A 15860-nucleotide genomic window follows, 5' to 3' on the forward strand; every position below is an offset into this window, starting at 1 on the left:
GCGCAAAGCTGAAACGCCTGGTCAAGCTCGACATCCTCACCGAAGCCGACACCGGCAGCTTCACCAGGAAGCAGTAGCCCGCACCAGCCTCATCTAGAAACGGACATCACCTCACGAACCGCCCTCTAAGGGTTGTCCCGTAAATGATCTTCTGGTCGCCTCGGGCATGGCGAATCGTCGTGCGGCCCGCTTCCCTATCCGGCGAGGGCAAGGTTGTGCATCCGGGCGATGCCGAGCATGGCGTGGTGGACGCCATCACCTTTGAGGCGGCAGTCGCGGAGGATCTTCCAGGTCTTCATGCGGGCAAAGACGTGCTCGACGCGTGCTCGGACCTGCTTGTGGGACCGGTTGTGTTCCTTCTTCCAGTCCGGGAGTTCGGCCTGCCCTTTCGCCTTTCGGTGCGGGATGAGCAGTCCGGTGCCCTGGTAGCCGCCGTCGGCGATCGTGGTGGTGTTTCCGACGGCGGCCTTGGCGCCGGACTCCTCCCAGCCGCGGGCGTCGTGCCGGTTGCCCGGCAGAGGCCGGCCGACCACTACGACGAGACGGGTGTCCGCGTCGATGACGACCTGGTGGGCGGTGGAGTACCGGTAGTTCTTCGACTGCTCCGCCACGGAGTGGTCGCGGGTGGGAACCAGCGAGCCGTCCACGATGAGCACGGTGCCCTTGGCGAACCGCTTGCGGGGCTGGAGCGCGAGCATCGGCCCGAGATGGTCGATGACGCGGTCCGCCGCCGACTTCGGAACCCCGAACAGCGGCGCGAGCTGCCGCATCGTCAAGTTCGTGCGCCAGTACGCAGCCACCAGCAGGACCCGGTCCTCCAGCGGAAGGCTCCACGGCCGGCCCCTGCGGACCGCATCCGCGCCCCCGCGCCGCAGAACCGTCACCAGCTTCCCGAACGCACGCGGGCTCAGCCCGCTGAACGGGGCTATCCAGGACGGCTCGGACGCCGTGATCACACCAGCCACGGCAAGATCATTCCACCGCTTCCCGCCCGTCCTGCTCGAACGCGATACGGCAGCGTTCGACCTGGTCGGCCACCTGCTCCATGAACCAGAGCATGATCTCGTAGGGGATGACGTGTTCATCATGGCTGTGGATGTGGACGGTCGGTTCCAGATCCGGATCCTCGTCGGGGACGGACGCCACCAAGAAAGCGGCTCCGGGCAGGTGCCTCTCGGCGCTGGGGTTCTCGTCCCACGCGGCTGGCGCCAGCACGGCCTCACTCAGCTCCACAGCCCAGGCATCGTCGGGCAAGGCGTAGTGGAACTGGATGGCGTAGTGACGTCCTGCATGTTCTCGCAGCTCGGCTGGCATGACGGCAGGCTGCCACAGGCGCGAGGTCCGAGTCGCGGCGGCCCCGCCAGCTTTTGCGGGACAGTCCGTAGCAGGGCATCGCGAAAATATGCAGGAATTACCTCTCCGCATTGGGCCCGGCCGCGCCTTTATGGGCCTACAGGCCGGGCTGTTGCGTCAGTGCGAGACGGAAGTTGCCGAGCGTCGCGAAGCGTGGTGCGCAGACCCGGCGGGGGTAACACGGCTGCCGAAGCATACATGGAGAGAACCGGGAAGCGTACTGTCGGCCTGCAGGTGAGGGGCGGCAGCTGGGAGGCAGCGAGCCCATTCCGCTTGGCAATGAGGACGCGTGGTCGTGACGGCTCACAGCATCGCCGACCTGCGTAGTGATGGAGGTCGGTTGCGTCGACGGCGGCGGCGAGTTCCATGAGTGCGGCGTCGAGGTCGGTGACGTGCACGGTATCGGAGGCCGTCGGTGAACAGGACGCTGTCGCGCGTACTGACGGCAAGTGCACGCACGACCTTCTCGTGTACCGATTGTGCGCGACCGATGATCAAGGATGTCCGAGCGGCGGGCGCCTTAGGAATTAGGGCGAGGCGCCCGGTCGGTGCGGCAGCGTTGGCCATGCTTTATGAGTGACGGGATCAAGGGCCTCGACTCGTCGTAGTGGACTCGCGCACTGGAGAACACCGCGCCGCTGAGTCGTGAAACATGCAGATTTCGTCAGCATGGCGCCATGTCGCGAGTTGGACGGAGCCGTCTGCCGTAGTTGCCCAGTCGGGTCGTTCCAGTGCGGGGTATGTGGTGCCGTTGAGGTAAGGCCGGTCGGGTGCCGGTGGGGCGTGCCGGGGTGGCGGGGTGCCGGGGGTTGGGGTGTTGGTGTGGTGGTGTGCCGGTGGGGGTTGGGGTGTGGGGTTGGTGGGTTGGGGTGCCAGGGGTAGGGGTTGGTGTTGCCGCCGTTGCCGCCGTTGCCGCCGTTGCCTCCGTGTGTGCTGTTGTTGCATTGGCCGGCGCAGATGCCGCCGTTGCCTCCGTTGCCGCCGTTGCCTGCGTTGCCTGCGTTGGCTGGGTTGCCGGGGTTGGTGTTGGTGGGGTTGCTGCCGTTGCCTCCGTTGGCGCTGTTGTTGCAGATTCCGGCGCAGATGCCTCCGTTGCTGCCGTTGCCGTTGTTGGTTGCGTGGGTTCCGTTGACGGTGTTGTTGCAGTTGCCGGCGCAGATGTGGTCGCCGATGCGGACGCTTCCGTTGGTGATGTGGATGGTGGTGGTGTGGAGGCGGGGTATGGCGTGGGTGGGGTGTGGGGGGCTGGGTTTGTGTGGGTGGGGGGTACGGGCCTGGCTGGCACTGGTGGTGGCGGCGCTGGTGTTGGTGGCCTTGGTGAGGCTGGCGGTGGTGCTGGCACTGACGGTGGGGGTGGCGTTGGTGGTGGTGCTGGCACTGACGGTGGTGGTGGCGTTGGTGGTGGTGGGGGTGGCGTTGGCGGTGGTGGTGAGGGTGGCGGCGGTGAGGAGGGTGGCGGTGAGGGTGAGGGTGGCGCGGAGTGTGTGGGTGTGGGTGGCGCGGTGTGTGTGGGTGGGCATGTGGGTTTTCCCTTGTGGCGTGGCGTGGCGTGGCGTGGCGTGGCGGGGGGTGGGGTGGCGGGGGTGGGGGTGGGGGGTGTTAGGGGGTGGTGGTGTGGGTGAGGAGGAGGGTGGTGAGGTGTTGGGTCCAGGTGGTGAGTTGTTGGGGGGTGATTTTGTATTTGTTGGTGATGTGGTGGGTGGTGGTGGTGTTGTTGTTGGTGAGGAGGGTGAGGGTGATGGTGAGTTTGTCGAGGGGGGTGAGTTGGTTGGCGGGTTTGTTGGGGAGGTTGGTGAGGGGGAGGCAGGGGAGGGTGCCGGGCTTTCCGGGTTTGCCGGGTTGTCCTGGCTTTCCGGGTTTGCCTGCCTTGCCGCCTTCTCCGCCTTCTCCGCCTTCGCCTCCTTCGCCGCCTTCTCCTCCTCGGTTGTCTTGGTGGTGTGGGGTGCAGTGTTCGGGGCTGGCGGTGGTGGTGTGGTGGGGGGTGGCTTGTGCGGTGTAGGCGGTGGCGGTGGCGGTGAGGGTGAGGGTGAGGGAGGCTGCGGCGAGGATGAGGAGTCGCTGCCAGGGGTGGGTGAACATGGGGGTGTCTCCGTGTGTCCGCGGGTGTTGGCGGGGGGCGGGGGGGGGTGGGGGGGGTGGAGGTGTGGTGGTGTGGTGGTCTCCACCCCCCTGGTGTGACTGTCTGGTGTGTCTGGTGTGGTGGGTTGTTGGTGGGTGTGGGGTGGGTGGGTTAGAAGACGCTGGCGCCGCCGGCTCCGCCGCCGCCTCCGGCGCCGCCGAAGAGGCCTCCGAAGCCGCCCTTGCCGCCCTTGCCTCCCTTGCCGCCCTGGAAGATGCTGAAGCCGCCGTCGCCGCCCTTGCCGCCGTTGCCGCCCTTGAGGACGCCGTCGCCGCCGCCGCCTCCGCCGCCGGCGTTGCCGCCCTGGAAGATTCCGGCGCCGCCGTTGCCGCCCTTGCCGCCGTTGCCGCCGATGACGCCGTCACCGCCGCCTCCGCCGCCGCCGCCTCCGCCGCCGGTGAGGATGCCGGTGCCGCCGTTGCCGCCCTTGCCGCCGTCGCCGCCGGTGCCCAGGACGCTGCCGCCGCCGGAGCCGCCGGCGCCGCCGCCGCCTCCGACGAGGCCGCTGCCGCCGTCCCCGCCGTCGCCTCCGGCTCCGCCGGCGGTGGGGAGGGTCATGGTGATGTGGGCGGGTGTGGGGGCGGCTGTCGCGGCGGAGGCCGGGAGGAGGACTCCGGCGGAGATGACCGCGGCCGAGGCGGCCAGTGTGGCGAGGCGGAATCCTCGCCGGGTGGAGCGGCCGGTGGCGGTGGTGCGAGTGGTGCTGTTCATGGTGTTCTCCTACGGTCAGGGAAAGCTTTTCGGGAAGTCGTTCCGGGGAATCCGGGACGCTACGGTTACGGGAATGATCGGAAAGGAAACCTGGGAAAATGGTTTTCTGTCTTTCCCGTGGTGCCTCGTTTTTCCGTTTTTCGGTTTCTGGTGAGGCCCGCATCACCAGTAGGCCCGACCGTGTGGCTGCGGGTCACGTTCCGGAAACCCGTGACTTGACATCGAGCCACCCCAGCCGTTAAAAGCCGCCCGCCGGGTATCCACCCGGCCGCAGTCCGCACGGACAGACAGCCCACCCCCCCCACGGGCACCCCCCCACCACGGGCACCCCCACGGGCGCCAAGGCACCACGGGCACTGGGGCTATGGGCACTGCGGGCTGCGGACTGCAGGCACAAGGGCGCTGCGGGGGCTGCGGGTACCGAGGGCACCCGGCATCACCCCGACCACGGGCGCCGGGCATCACCCCCACCGCGGGCACCAGGGCGCCGCGGATTGCAGGCACAAGGGCACTGCGGAGGCTGCGGGTACCGAGGGCACCCCGGCACCACCCCGACCACGGGCACCGGGCATCACCCTCACAGCGGGCGCCAGGGCAACCAGGGCGCCGCGGGCCGCGGGCACCAAGGGCACTGAGGGAGCTACGGGTACCAAGGGCACCTCGGCATCACTCCTACCGCGGCACCACAGGCGCCAGCGGGGCTACGGGCACCACGGCATCACCCCCACCACGGGAAGCCGGGCGCCACGGGCACTGCGGGCAGCGGGCGCAAGGGCAGTGCGGGGGTTGCGGGCACCCTGGGCACCCGGTATCACCCCACCACGGGCATCACTCCCACCGCGGCACCACGGGCACTGCGGGCATCACTGGCACCGCGGGCAGTGCGGGGGTTGTGGGTGCCGGGCATTGTGGTGTGGAGGCATGGACGCACACAGACGCGCGGGTGTCCGTGGTGCCGGAGACGGAGACGGAGACGGAGACGCGGACGGGGACGGGGACGGGGACGGGGACGTCAGGCCGTACAGAGCGCCGGTACCCGCCGGTGTGGGGCGGGTATGAGTCCCGCAGCCGCCCGTGGAACTCTGAAGGCGGGGGTATGGGTGTCGGCCGGTACGCGGTCATCCGCCGGTACGCGGGCGTCCGGGGCCGGGAGCGTGCGTCTCTCTGATGGGTTGATCAGTTGATCGGATGTGCTGTCCGGCTGGTGATCACTAAAGTGATGGGCCCGGATCGAGCCGCTGAGGCGGTCCGGGCCAGCCCGGTCCGGTCCGCGGCCTGCTGTGGGGCTGATCGCCGCCGAACCCTGGAGCCAGTCGCGTGGAAGTACCGCACCTGTCGCTCTGGCGGGACCCGCCGAATGAACCGGCTCGGCTCGGCTCGTTCCAGACTGCCCGCAAACGCCTGATCAGGTGCGGCCGTGGACGGCACCTGGGAGCGCATCTTCGCTGCAGTCCTGGCAGGCCGGCGCTGATGCCGACATCGGCTGGACCGTCGGTGGACTCCACCCCTGCCGCGCTCACCAGCAGCCGCCGGAGCCAGGAAAAAGGGGGGGGGGCGCGCCGGGCCGGGCCCGGACCCGGCGACACGCCCTCGGCCACTGGACACTCCCGCGGCGGTCTGAGCGCGTGGAATCCACCTCGCCGGCCATAGCAGAGCGGGGCTTTGGGCTGTCAGCGTCACCCCAGGCCAAACGGGTGCCGCCCCAGCCCCTGAGAGCGTCATGGCAGGCATCCGTGTTCCGCGTCCGTGTTCCGGTGAAGCGGATCAGACCGGGGGCCCGTCTGGAGCTGTTCTGGCGGACCCTGCGCGTACTCGTCCCGCGCGATCCGAAATCACCTTCGTCGGCGCGGGTTCCGCGCGGTCATTTCCCAGCCGTCCGACCGGGCCGGCCGCCGGCTGCGGCGAGGCCGCGCCGGGGGCCGCGCACCCGCTTTCGATGGTGAGGGATGCAAGCAGTGCAACGTAGTCGAGCGGTGCATCGACCGGCTTAAGCAGTGGCGCGATGCGGCCTGGCCATGCGCGGACACGGTCGCCCTCGCCTGGCAGGCCGTATTCCACCCGGCGGCCATTCTCATCTGGTCAGTCGCCTGACCGTCGAAGTGCCTTACCTGCACAACAAGCGATGACCGCAGGGATGACCTTGTCGAGTTCCTCGTCGCCCGCGTCATGGACGACAACCATGCCTATGCCTGCTTGGCCGACACCCTGGGCGGCGAGGCTCTTCTCGCCGGCCATCTCCCCATGCTCGACCTGACCGGGCAATTGGCGCGCGACTACAAGGCCATGGACCCTCGGACTTCCGCTCGGCTGGTCTGGCATACGCGCTTCGGGTCCTTACCCGGTCCTATGCCGAGCACCCTGCCTACCGTCAGGGGTGGCGCCCACAGCTTTTCAAGGAGACAGGCTCTAGTCGCGGGCGGTCGCGGGCGGTCGCGGGCGGTCGCGGGTGTACGGGGTGTGGGCTGGCATGCGGGTATCGGCTGGCACGCGGCAACGGGGCTCGGTGTCGCCGGTGCGCGGGTGTCGGGGTGGGTGAGCACGGGCGGCCTCGGCCGGTACACGGCTATCCGCCGGGCCGCCGAGCCGCCGGGCCGCCGGTCCACCGGTCCACCGGTCCACCGGTCCGCCGGGAACCGGGCACGGGCACTGGTACGGCGGGTGTACAGGTGGCGGCTGACATGTGCGTTTCGTTGGTATGCCGCAACAGCAGGCAGGGTGGTGCCGGGTGCCGGGTGCCGGGTGCCGGGTGCCGGGTGCCGGGTGCCGGGTGCGCGGGTAGGTGGGTTGGGGCGGTCTCGGTTGGTGCATGGGCTTTGGCCGGTGCAGGGGGTGAAGGTGGGTGCGGCCGGTGGGCGGGTGTCCGCCGGTTTGCCCGCCTGGCTTGCGGCGGGTTTTGGGCACGGGCAGCCGCAGTCGCAGTCGTGGCGGGGTGTTCGCCGGTGTGCGGGTGGTGGGTGTGCCGGTGTCGGGCCGTCGAGTTGTTCCTGGCTTGTGGCAGAGCGCGTGGCAGGGCCGGCGGGTCTCATGCGGTGAGTTCCCGGGCCTGTGCGGTACTCGCCTGGTCCGTTCGGCTCCCGTCGGCCCGCCCCCTGGCTTCGTTCACGTCAACCGACAGCGTTTATTCGTGAGTTCCGGCGGCGTTCAGTGATCACCGGCACTCTGGATGTTCACGGGAAATAACGGCAGCACTTTGGTCGTCCCGCCCGTCGACCGGCTTCGGAGACCGGTCATGATCGTTCGGCGGAAAAGGAGCCGTGCTGTCTGCGACAGAGGTGACACCATTCGGTGTCATGGCAGATGACAGCACCAGTACGTTTCAGGCGGGCCAGACGGGGCTCATCGTTCGGATCCCGGAGGCGGAGCCGTCCGTCCGCGGGTGGCGTGAACGGCTCGACCCCTCAGCCCAGGCTGGGGTTCCAGCCCACGTCACCGTGCTCTTCCCGTTCCTCGATGAGAGCCGAATAGATGCGCTCGTCTACTCCGCTCTCGCGGACGTGCTGGGCAGCCACCAGGCCTTTGATCTGCGGTTCGAGAGGTGTGGACGGCTCCCGGAAGTGCTGTATCTCGTCCCCGAGCCTGACACGCAGTTGCGGCAGCTCACGGAGGCGATCGCTGATCGTTGGCCTGAGGCTCCGCCGTATGGCGGCCGGTTCGCCGAGATCGTGCCGCACCTGACCATCGCTCAAGGTCAGGAAGACGCCGTCCTGGAGGAGATCGAGGCCGACCTCGCCGACAAGCTCCCGTTCACGTCTCATGTCGCGTCGGTTGAACTGATGGTGCACGACGGCGTGAAGTGGCAGGAACGGGCGTCGTTCGCACTTGGAGAATGAAGCAGGTCAGAGGCTTGGCTGGCCCGCTGCCCCAAGGGGCAGCGGGCCAGCAGTGGCTCCGGTCAGCTGGCTGCAGCGTGCTCCGCGCGTGCTCGGGTGCTGGCGAGGCGGTAGGAGTCGGTGCCGGTCTCGATGATGGTGCCGTTGAAGGTGAGGCGGTCGACGATGGCCGCGCAGAGGCGGGGGTCGGTGAACGTCTTGGTCCAGCCGCCGAACGACTCATTGGAGGCGATGGCGACGCTGTTCCTCTCCTCGCGTTCGGTCAGGACCTGGAAGAGGAGTTCGGCGCCGCGGCGGTCGAGTTCCATGTAGCCGAGCTCGTCGATGCACAAGAGGTCGACGCGGCCGTAGCGGGCGATCGTCTTGCTCAGCTGCTTCTCGTCGGCAGCCTCGACGAGCTCGTTGACCAGCTTCGTCGCCAGCACGTACTTGACCCGGTAGCCGGCCATCGCGGCCTCGGTGCCGAGGGCGATCAGCATGTGGGACTTGCCGGTCCCGGAGTCGCCGATCAGGCAGAGTGGCTGGCTCTTCTTGATCCATTCGCAGCTGGCGAGGGTGTGGATGGTGGCCGCGTCGATGTTGGGGTTGGCGTCGAAGTCGAAGGTCCGCAACGACTTGTCCCGGGGAAGCCGGCCGCCTTGATCCGACGCTCCGACCGGCGCCGGGACCGGTCGTCGCACTCGGCCATCAGCAGCTCGGCGAGGAACCCGCGGTAGGTCATCTGGTCCTTCAACGCCCGGTCGGCGATGTCGGCGAACTCGTTTCTGATCGAGGGAAGCCGCAGCAGGCGGCAGGCGGTGTCGATGGCCGTGGTAGCGGCCTGCTCGGTCAGTCCTCGCTGGCGGGGCAGGGTCACTGTGCTTCTCCCTCGCGGTGTTCACCGCCGCTGGCGCGACGGCGTCGGAGCAGTTGGTCGTAGTGGGTCACCGAGGGCAGAGGCCTGGTGTCCGGGGGAAGATGCGCGAGCCGCCACTCGTGCAGAAACGTCACGGTGGCCGCGCCGCCAGCGGCCGCCGGCGAAGGATGCCCGGCGGGTTCGTCCTCGGCCTGGGCGACCTTGCGGGCCTCCAGCGCGACCGCGTCCGCCGTCAGAGCCCCGGCCCGCAAAGCCATCGCGAGGCCGGCGACCAGGTGCTCGTGCGAGACGTGGCGGGCCAGCAGCAACACTTCGATCAGGGCTCTGGTGCCGGCGGTGTCTCCGTGGGCCTTGACCGCCGCGGCCCACCAGGCGTCGTGGACCGGTGTGAACTTGCCGGCCGAGCGAGCCTGTTCAAGCGCCGTCGCGCCGGGGAAGGCCCCCGGCTTGCGGATCAGGGCCTCCAGGTAGTGGTCCAGATCCAGGCGGCAGCCACCCTTCGCGATCAAACGCTCGTGCCGGGCCACTTCTACGTTCCGGTCGTAAACCACCAGGTGAGACGCATGAAGCACGACCCTGACCCGCTTGCCGATCAGCCGGACCGGCACCGAGTACCGGTTCGTGCGGACCGCGATCTGGCTGTAGCGGTCGACCCTCGGAGTGAAGAGCCTGCCCGTCTCGAACGGCTCCTCGGGCAGCGGCATCAGCAACGGACGCTCCACCTGGAAGTACTCGTCGATCGTCCGCGGCCGCGAACCGATCCGGCGCCGCCCGTCACGCAGGTCCCACTGCTCGACGAGCTCGTTCAGCTCGGCCAGCGAGTCGACCTCGGGCACCGGGGTGAAGTGGTTGCGGCGGAAGTAGCCGATCTGCCCTTCCACTCCGCCCTTCTCGTGGGCGCCCTCGATGCCAGGGCGGCAGTAGAAGCTCTCGATCCCGAAGTGCGACCGGAACGCGATCCATCGGTCGGCCTCCACCCTGGCCCGGCTCAGCCCCAGCACCTGGGCGACGGCGGCCTTCAGGTTGTCGTAGCGGACCTTGCTCCGGGGGACTCCGCCCAGCGTCCGTAGCGCATGAACATGCCCTTCGAAGAAGGCTTCCTGGCCGCAAGAGGCGAAGACGCGATGGACGGCCTTGCCCGAGTAGGACAGGCGGAAGGAGAACAAATAGCAGGTCACAAGCTCGCCGGCGAGCCGGATCGTGACGTCGCCGAAGTCGACCTCGGCCTCCATGCCGGGCTGGTGCGTCTGCGGCACGAACGCCTCGACCGGTGCCTTCCCCGACTCGACGAGGATCTGCGGTTTCCGGTCGGCGACGTAGCGCCGGACCATCTGGTAGGAGACGTCCGCCGAGTGTTCCTCGACCAGGCGATGGAAGATCCGCGTGATTGTGTGCCGCTGCTTGCGCGGCGCGTCCAGATCCGCCTGCAGCATCCCGTCGATCACCGGCTTGTAAGGATCCAGGGCCGTCGGCCGCGGCGGCAACTGCTTCCTGGGCTCCGGCCAGACGGAGTCGACGGCCTTGCGGACCGTCCGCCACGACACGTTGTACTTGCGCTCGACCTCCCGGATCTTCATGCCGCTGCGGTGGTCGCGCCGGATCGCCGCGTACAGCTCGACCTTCGACATCTGCGGCATGACCAGGCCCTTTCACCAGGAGCATCCCGATGCTGCCCTGGCAAGCACCCTGGTGACTTCAAAACTCGTGAACATCACCCGACCGTGGATCTGGACGCCTCCCAAACCCGTGAACAACTGACTTCACAACCCGTGAACAAAGCCAGCCCCCAGGGTTCCGCCTGCCGCCCCCGGGCCGTTTGAGTTCCCAGGTTCGGTTTCTGGTGGGGGTTTTCGGTGTCGGCCGGGTGGGGTCGGGGGCGGGGGTTGGTCGTTTTTTGTTCTGTGGGGCAGGGGGGTTAGCCGGGTTGTGTGGTGTCGGGTTGGGTGCCCGGTTGCGGCTGGTTGTCGGGGGCTTGGCCGGGGTGTTGTCCGGGTTGGCTTCCGTTTTGTGGGTTCGGGAGGTTGTTTTGGTTTCCGGAGTCTTGTCCGGGGTCCTTGCCGGGTTGTGGGTCTGAGTCCGGCTGCCTGTTCTGGTCCTGCCCGGGATTCTTTTCCGGTTGTTGCTTTCCGGGGTCCTGCTGCGAGTCCTGACCGGGTTGGCTTCCCGGGTCCTTCCCGGGCTGCTTGCCGGTCTCTTCACCGGGCTGCTTCTCCGGCTGGGTTCCCGGGTCCTTGTCAGCTGGTTCCCCGGGCTGGTCGCCCGGCTGCTTGCCCGGCTGCTTGCCCGGTTCCTTCTCCGGCTGCTTGCCTGGCTCCTTCTCCGGCTGCTTCTCGGGCTGTTTGTCCGGTTGTTTTCCTGGGTCCTTGTCCGGCGGGTTGGCATCCTTGCCGGGCTGGTCGCCGGGCTGCTTCCCAGGTTCCTGGTCGGGTTGCTTTTCCGTCTGCTTGTCGGGGTCCTTGTCCGGTTGCTTTTGCGGGTCCTTGTCCGGCTGGTCGCCGGGCTGCTTGTCGGGTTGCTTCCCGGGTTCCTCAGGCTGCTTCTCGGGCTGTTTGCCGGGTTCCTCGGGCTGCTTGTCGGGTTGTTTGCCGGGGTCCTTTCCGGGCTCGTCGGCGGGCTGCTTTCCGGGGTCCTTGTCCGGCTGCTTTCCGGGGTCCTTCTCGGGTTGCTTGCCGGGCTGGTCCTGTGGTTGTTTGCCGGGTTCCTGAGCCGGGTCGTGGCCGGGCTGCTTGCCGGGGTCCTTGTCCGGCTGGTCGCCGGGCTGCTTGCCTGGCTCCTTCTCCGGCTGCTGGTCGGGTTGCTTGTCGCCGGGTTGTTTGCCGGGCTCTTCGGGGTGTTGGCCGTCGGGCTGTTTGGCGGGGTCTTGTGCGGGGGGTGGTTGTTCCAGGGGCTTTTCGTGTGTGGGGGGCAGGACCGGGTACGGGGCGTCGGTGTGACGGCCCGGGGGCGGTGGGACCTTGTGGTCGTGGCGGCCTTGTGTGTCTCCGCTGGGACGCTCGTACCAGCCCTTGTGGTCGTGGTCGTACAGGGTGACGGCCTTCACGGGCTGTGCGGCGGGTTTGACCGCGACGAGGTCGAAGGACCGGAAAGCCGACCACTGCTTCCCGCTGTATGTCTGTGTGCCCTTGACGGCCACGGGCGGTGCCAGCGGGTTCCCGCACGCACACCGCACCCGTGGTACGCCCCGGGTGTCGACCAGGACGGCGGTGCCGGCCTGGAGGACGGCCTGGTAGCTGGTGGGTGTGCCGTTGCGGTAGCCGTGGTTGGTGACCCGGGTGTCCCAGCCCAGCCGTACGGGAGTCAGTGAGCGCAGGTAGGAGGGGACGTCGGGCGGGCGGATGCTCAGGGGAGCGGCGAATGCCTGTCCTTTGGCGGGGTGCTGTGCGAGGAAGGCGATCTGCTGTTCGACGTTGCAGCTGGCGACGTTGCGGGTGCCCCCGTACAGGCCGGGGTAGGCGCCGTTGACTTCCAGGGTGCGTGCGCCGGTCGTGGCGCGGCCGGCGGCGGCTGCGGGGGTGACCGCAGTGTTCTGGGACTCGGCGGCGGCGGAGGGGGTGAACGGGTCGGGGCCGGCCGCGGAGGCGGCCTGGAGGAAGACCTCTCCGCCGGCGGCTTTCTCCCCGCCCGCGACGGTGAACGCCAGGACCACCGCGGTCGCCACCGCCACCGCGGTGCCGGCGCCCACCAGCGCCTTGCGTGAGCGCCATCGGCTGCCCGGTCGGGGGTGCTGCCGGTCGGGGCCGCCGCCGTCCGGGGAGAGCGGCGGCACCGACGGCGGGGGCGGGGGTGGTGGTTGCGGGGGTGGTCCTGCCGGCGGTGGCTGCGCGTTGGTGGGCCGGCCGGAGGATGAGGAGTGGGACGAGGAACCGGACAGCGGGCCGGACGGGGGCCCGGTGGGGCGCTCGGACGGAGGAGGTAGGGAACTCACGACACTCTCCTCCCGACGTCGGACATCGGGAAAACGATGGCTATCCACATCTGCTCGCTCCTTGTCGCCATTATGGACTGCGCCTGCCGAAGGCGTGGATCATGGACGGGGCCCCCGTGCCGCCGCCATCCGCTCGCTGCGGTCCGGCAGGGTGGGGGCGCCTGTGGTGTGCGGGCCCGTGGCCCTGTGCCTTTGAGTAAGCCCGCGGCCACCGGCTTGCGTCACGTCGCGATTTCTCGGGGCTTGACAGCCCCCACCCCGGGCAAACAGCCCCACACCCTGCGCCCGCCCATCGCCTGACCGCCCACCCCCGACCGCCCGACGCCCACACCCATCACCGTCCACACCCATCGCCGTCCGCCGTCCTGCTGTTCCGCCGTCCTGCCTCGGGCGTACGGGCCTGCCTGGTCCGCCGTCTGGCAGGTACGGGACGGTGCAGCGCAGGGCTGCACCCCTCCCTTCAGCCCGGCTTGCGGATGGTGGGGTGAGGACTGCTGCGGTGACCGGCCGGACGGGGCAGGACCCCCGCGCCGACTCGCGTACGCGGCCCTTTGCCCTGGCCGGGGGCGCGGCAGGATGTCCCGAGGCCGGCAGGGCGGGTGGTGTCCGGTGCCGCAGCGGGCGCGCAGCCCGCGTACGGGGTGGTGATGCGGGACGGGGAAGGCGATGCCGGTGGGTGGGCCCGCAGCCTGGTGGGGAGGGAGGGGCGATGCAGGCCGGGAATCCCTCCGGCTTCGGCCCCCGCCCGCACACTGGCGGCTGCCCAGGCCCCTGGCCCCCGGCTCTCGGGCTCCCGGACCTCTCGCCACCCGGGACCTCTCGGTGCTTGGCCTCCGCCTTCGGCTTACGTCAGCCCGGTGCCCGGTGCCCGGTGCCCGGTGCCCGGTGCCCGGTGCGCGGTGTGCCTGGTGTCTGGGTGCTTGGCTGGTTGTCTGACGTCCCGGGGACCGCGGCGGATGGTCGACGGTGTCGTATCAGGCCGGGCGGGCGCGATGCCGGTGCCGACACTGTCGTGGTCCGGGGGGAGGGAGGGCTCTCCTGATGGCCTGAGGGCCCCACCCCCACACCCGGCCCCGCCCTCCAGCTCCCGGCGCCGGCTTGAGCGCCCATGCCGTGCCGTGTCCAGGCCTATGCCTGGTTGATTTGGGTCTTTGCTGCTGCCGTCGGCCGGGTGGGAGCGGGCTCGCAGTTCTCTCACCGCCCTCCCCGGATCCATGCGCCCTGCCCCGGGGCTGGGTGGGCCTTCGGGCACGGTGGGGGAGGGGGCGTCCCGGTCCCGGGTTCGGGTTTGTGGCTGCGGTGGTGTCCGGGTATGCGTGAGCGTGGCGGCCCGGGGGAGAGTCGGGGCGCCACGCTCGTCCGTGCCCGCAGGGGCAGGGGGGTGTGCCGTGTATGCCGGTATGCCGGGGGTCAGGCGTTGACGCAGGTGTTGCCGAAGGCCGGGTTGAGGAGGGCGATCACGTTGACGGTGTTGCCGCAGACGTTGACGGGGACGTGGACCGGGACCTGGATGAGGTTGCCGGAAAGCACGCCGGGGGAGCCCGCGGCCAGGCCCTCGGCGCCGGCGTCGGCGGAGGCGATACCGGCTCCGCCGAGGAGGACGGCGGCGGTACCGGCAATGACGGCGGCGGTCTTCTTCACGGGAATCTCCTTCATGAGGTGCTGAAACGTTGAACTCGTCCCCTCAACGTCCTGGGGTGGTGTGCGGGTACGGTTGTTGCCCCGTTCGGATGCCACCGAGCCGCCCGAGGTCGCCGGACACGGTCCCGCCCACCGCCAGTCCCCCGGGCAGCCGGGCCCGCACGGCCGCCGTCTCCGCCGTCCACCGCCGGTTGCGGCGGGCAGGGTGGGGGTGGTTGGCCGTGGGTTGTCATGCGGTGCCGGGGGAGGGAGGGATGGTCGTGGTGCCGTGCCGTGTCGTGGCATCACGGCACACACCGAATACGGGGCCGCCCTCCTGGGCCGCCCTCCCGGCTGCGGCCCGTTTGGGGTTGGGGGCCGCTGGTTCCCCCTGTGTCCGTCCCGGTTACGGCGGGCCGAGTCCGTCTCCGGGGCGCGGCGTTGCCTCCGGGCTGGGGGCGCCGGCGCGCTGGCGTGTGCCGGTTCGCCCGGTTTGCGGCCTGCCGGGTGCGACCGGCAGATGTTCACCCCCGCCGACCGTGGCACGCTCGGCGCGGGGTGGCCGTCGTGCGGCGGCCTCGTCGCGCCGGCCGTGGCAGCCGTGGTGGCCGGCTCGGACGGCGGGGATCGACGACGACCCGGCCTTCACCACCCCGTGGGGATTCGGCCCCGGCCGGATCACCGTGCCGGCCCTCCTGCTGCACAACAGCGCCGACCGGGTCGTGCCGAGCTCGCACAACCAGTGGCTTGGGCACCGTTGCCTCACGACGAGGCTGCGGCTGCGGCTGCCCGAGGGGAGGGGCGCAACTTCGTCCTGAACACCGGCGAACCGCCAGGGACGGGCCCGCGGACCACAGCGCCCCCTGAGTACCCGCCCACACCACCCGCCGCCCACCGCCCGCCCACACCAACACCGCCCACACCAACGCCGCCCACTCCTCGCCGCCCCCCGCCCCTCGTCAGTCGGTAGGTGGCTGTGGGGCGGGGAGGGTCTCGTGTGGGTGACTCCTGCACTGCTGTTCCGGGACCGGTACGGGCCGGACCGCGGGTCGCCTCCACCGGGCTGGGTACGGTTGAAGAGCGAGAGTGGGCCACAGACAGGGGCGAGGGACGTGCAGCACGATGGTCAGGCCCGGGAACCGGCCCTGGTGGTCCTCGGGGTGTCGGGGGAACTGGACGTGGCGTGCGCCCAGCAGCTGCGCAGCGAGCTTGAGTCCGTGATCGACCGGGCCCCGGGCGAGGTGGTGATCGACCTCAGCGCGCTGGCCTTCTGCGACTCCTCCGGTCTGAGCGCCCTGCTCAACGCCCGTCTGCACGCGCTGGCTTCCGGCCGCGTACTGTGCCTGGCGGGCGCCTCCCCGCAGATGCTGCGCCTGCTGGAGCTGACCGGGGCCCGGGGCCTGTTCCCCGTGGTCCCGGTACCGCCCACCTGACCATCAGCCCGCG

The 15860-nt window shown here is 69.9% G+C and carries 11 protein-coding genes and 2 pseudogenes; 3 read left to right on the top strand and 10 right to left on the bottom strand.

All coding sequences use genetic code 11. The features are described from left to right. Positions 1 to 194: 194 nt before the first annotated feature. The 5 genes from ACLJTM_RS34105 to ACLJTM_RS34125 all read right to left on the bottom strand — a co-directional run bounded on the left by ACLJTM_RS34105 (position 195) and on the right by ACLJTM_RS34125 (position 4183). Entirely contained in the window at positions 195 to 965 is a 771-nt protein-coding gene (locus tag ACLJTM_RS34105; protein ID WP_411107704.1) for a transposase, read from the bottom strand. 7 nt (positions 966 to 972) lie between these two features. Continuing rightward, complete coding sequence (locus ACLJTM_RS34110) at positions 973 to 1314, bottom strand: hypothetical protein (RefSeq protein ID WP_411107705.1); 342 nt, start codon at positions 1312 to 1314, stop codon at positions 973 to 975. 566 nt (positions 1315 to 1880) lie between these two features. After that, positions 1881 to 2873 (bottom strand): hypothetical protein, encoded by a 993-nt coding sequence (locus tag ACLJTM_RS34115; RefSeq protein ID WP_411107706.1) that lies wholly within the window; start codon positions 2871 to 2873, stop codon positions 1881 to 1883. Positions 2874 to 2952: 79 nt separating this feature from the next. Then, complete coding sequence (locus tag ACLJTM_RS34120) at positions 2953 to 3432, bottom strand: hypothetical protein (protein ID WP_411107707.1); 480 nt, start codon at positions 3430 to 3432, stop codon at positions 2953 to 2955. Positions 3433 to 3583: 151 nt separating this feature from the next. Further along, a complete protein-coding gene (locus ACLJTM_RS34125) occupies positions 3584 to 4183 on the bottom strand; it encodes a hypothetical protein (protein WP_411107708.1) in 600 nt (199 codons plus the stop codon). Between the two features lie 1219 nt (positions 4184 to 5402). On the opposite strand from ACLJTM_RS34125, the pseudogene ACLJTM_RS34130 reads away from it, so the two are divergent. Next, positions 5403 to 6274: pseudogene (locus ACLJTM_RS34130) on the top strand (IS5/IS1182 family transposase). Here the strand turns inward: ACLJTM_RS34130 and ACLJTM_RS34135 are convergent. Beyond that, entirely contained in the window at positions 6263 to 6418 is a 156-nt protein-coding gene (locus ACLJTM_RS34135; RefSeq protein ID WP_411107709.1) for a hypothetical protein, read from the bottom strand. The pseudogene ACLJTM_RS34130 and the gene ACLJTM_RS34135 sit on opposite strands and share 12 nt — an antisense overlap. Before the next feature lie 1055 nt (positions 6419 to 7473). On the opposite strand from ACLJTM_RS34135, the gene ACLJTM_RS34140 reads away from it, so the two are divergent. After that, a complete protein-coding gene (locus tag ACLJTM_RS34140) occupies positions 7474 to 8013 on the top strand; it encodes a 2'-5' RNA ligase family protein (protein WP_411107710.1) in 540 nt (179 codons plus the stop codon). A gap of 62 nt (positions 8014 to 8075) precedes the next feature. Here the strand turns inward: ACLJTM_RS34140 and istB are convergent. From istB to ACLJTM_RS34160, 4 genes and pseudogenes are all read right to left on the bottom strand, one after another. Next, positions 8076 to 8869, bottom strand: a pseudogene (gene istB, locus ACLJTM_RS34145) (IS21-like element helper ATPase IstB). Then, a complete protein-coding gene (gene istA / locus ACLJTM_RS34150; RefSeq protein ID WP_411107735.1) occupies positions 8866 to 10497 on the bottom strand; it encodes an IS21 family transposase in 1632 nt (543 codons plus the stop codon). The pseudogene istB and the gene istA overlap by 4 nt, the downstream one beginning before the upstream one ends. Before the next feature lie 287 nt (positions 10498 to 10784). Further along, positions 10785 to 12551 carry a DUF6777 domain-containing protein gene (locus ACLJTM_RS34155; RefSeq protein WP_411107711.1) on the bottom strand — a complete coding sequence of 589 codons (1767 nt, stop codon included), beginning with the start codon at positions 12549 to 12551 and terminating at the stop codon, positions 10785 to 10787. Between the two features lie 1653 nt (positions 12552 to 14204). Then, positions 14205 to 14450, bottom strand: coding sequence for a chaplin (locus ACLJTM_RS34160; protein ID WP_411107712.1), 246 nt, complete (start codon positions 14448 to 14450; stop codon positions 14205 to 14207). 1076 nt (positions 14451 to 15526) lie between these two features. Between ACLJTM_RS34160 and ACLJTM_RS34165 the strand changes: the two genes are divergently transcribed. Continuing rightward, positions 15527 to 15847 (top strand): STAS domain-containing protein, encoded by a 321-nt coding sequence (locus ACLJTM_RS34165; protein ID WP_411107713.1) that lies wholly within the window; start codon positions 15527 to 15529, stop codon positions 15845 to 15847. The last annotated feature ends 13 nt before the right edge of the window (positions 15848 to 15860 follow it).

Source organism: Streptomyces sp. cmx-4-9 (assembly GCF_046548835.1).
Lineage (GTDB): Bacteria > Actinomycetota > Actinomycetes > Streptomycetales > Streptomycetaceae > Streptomyces.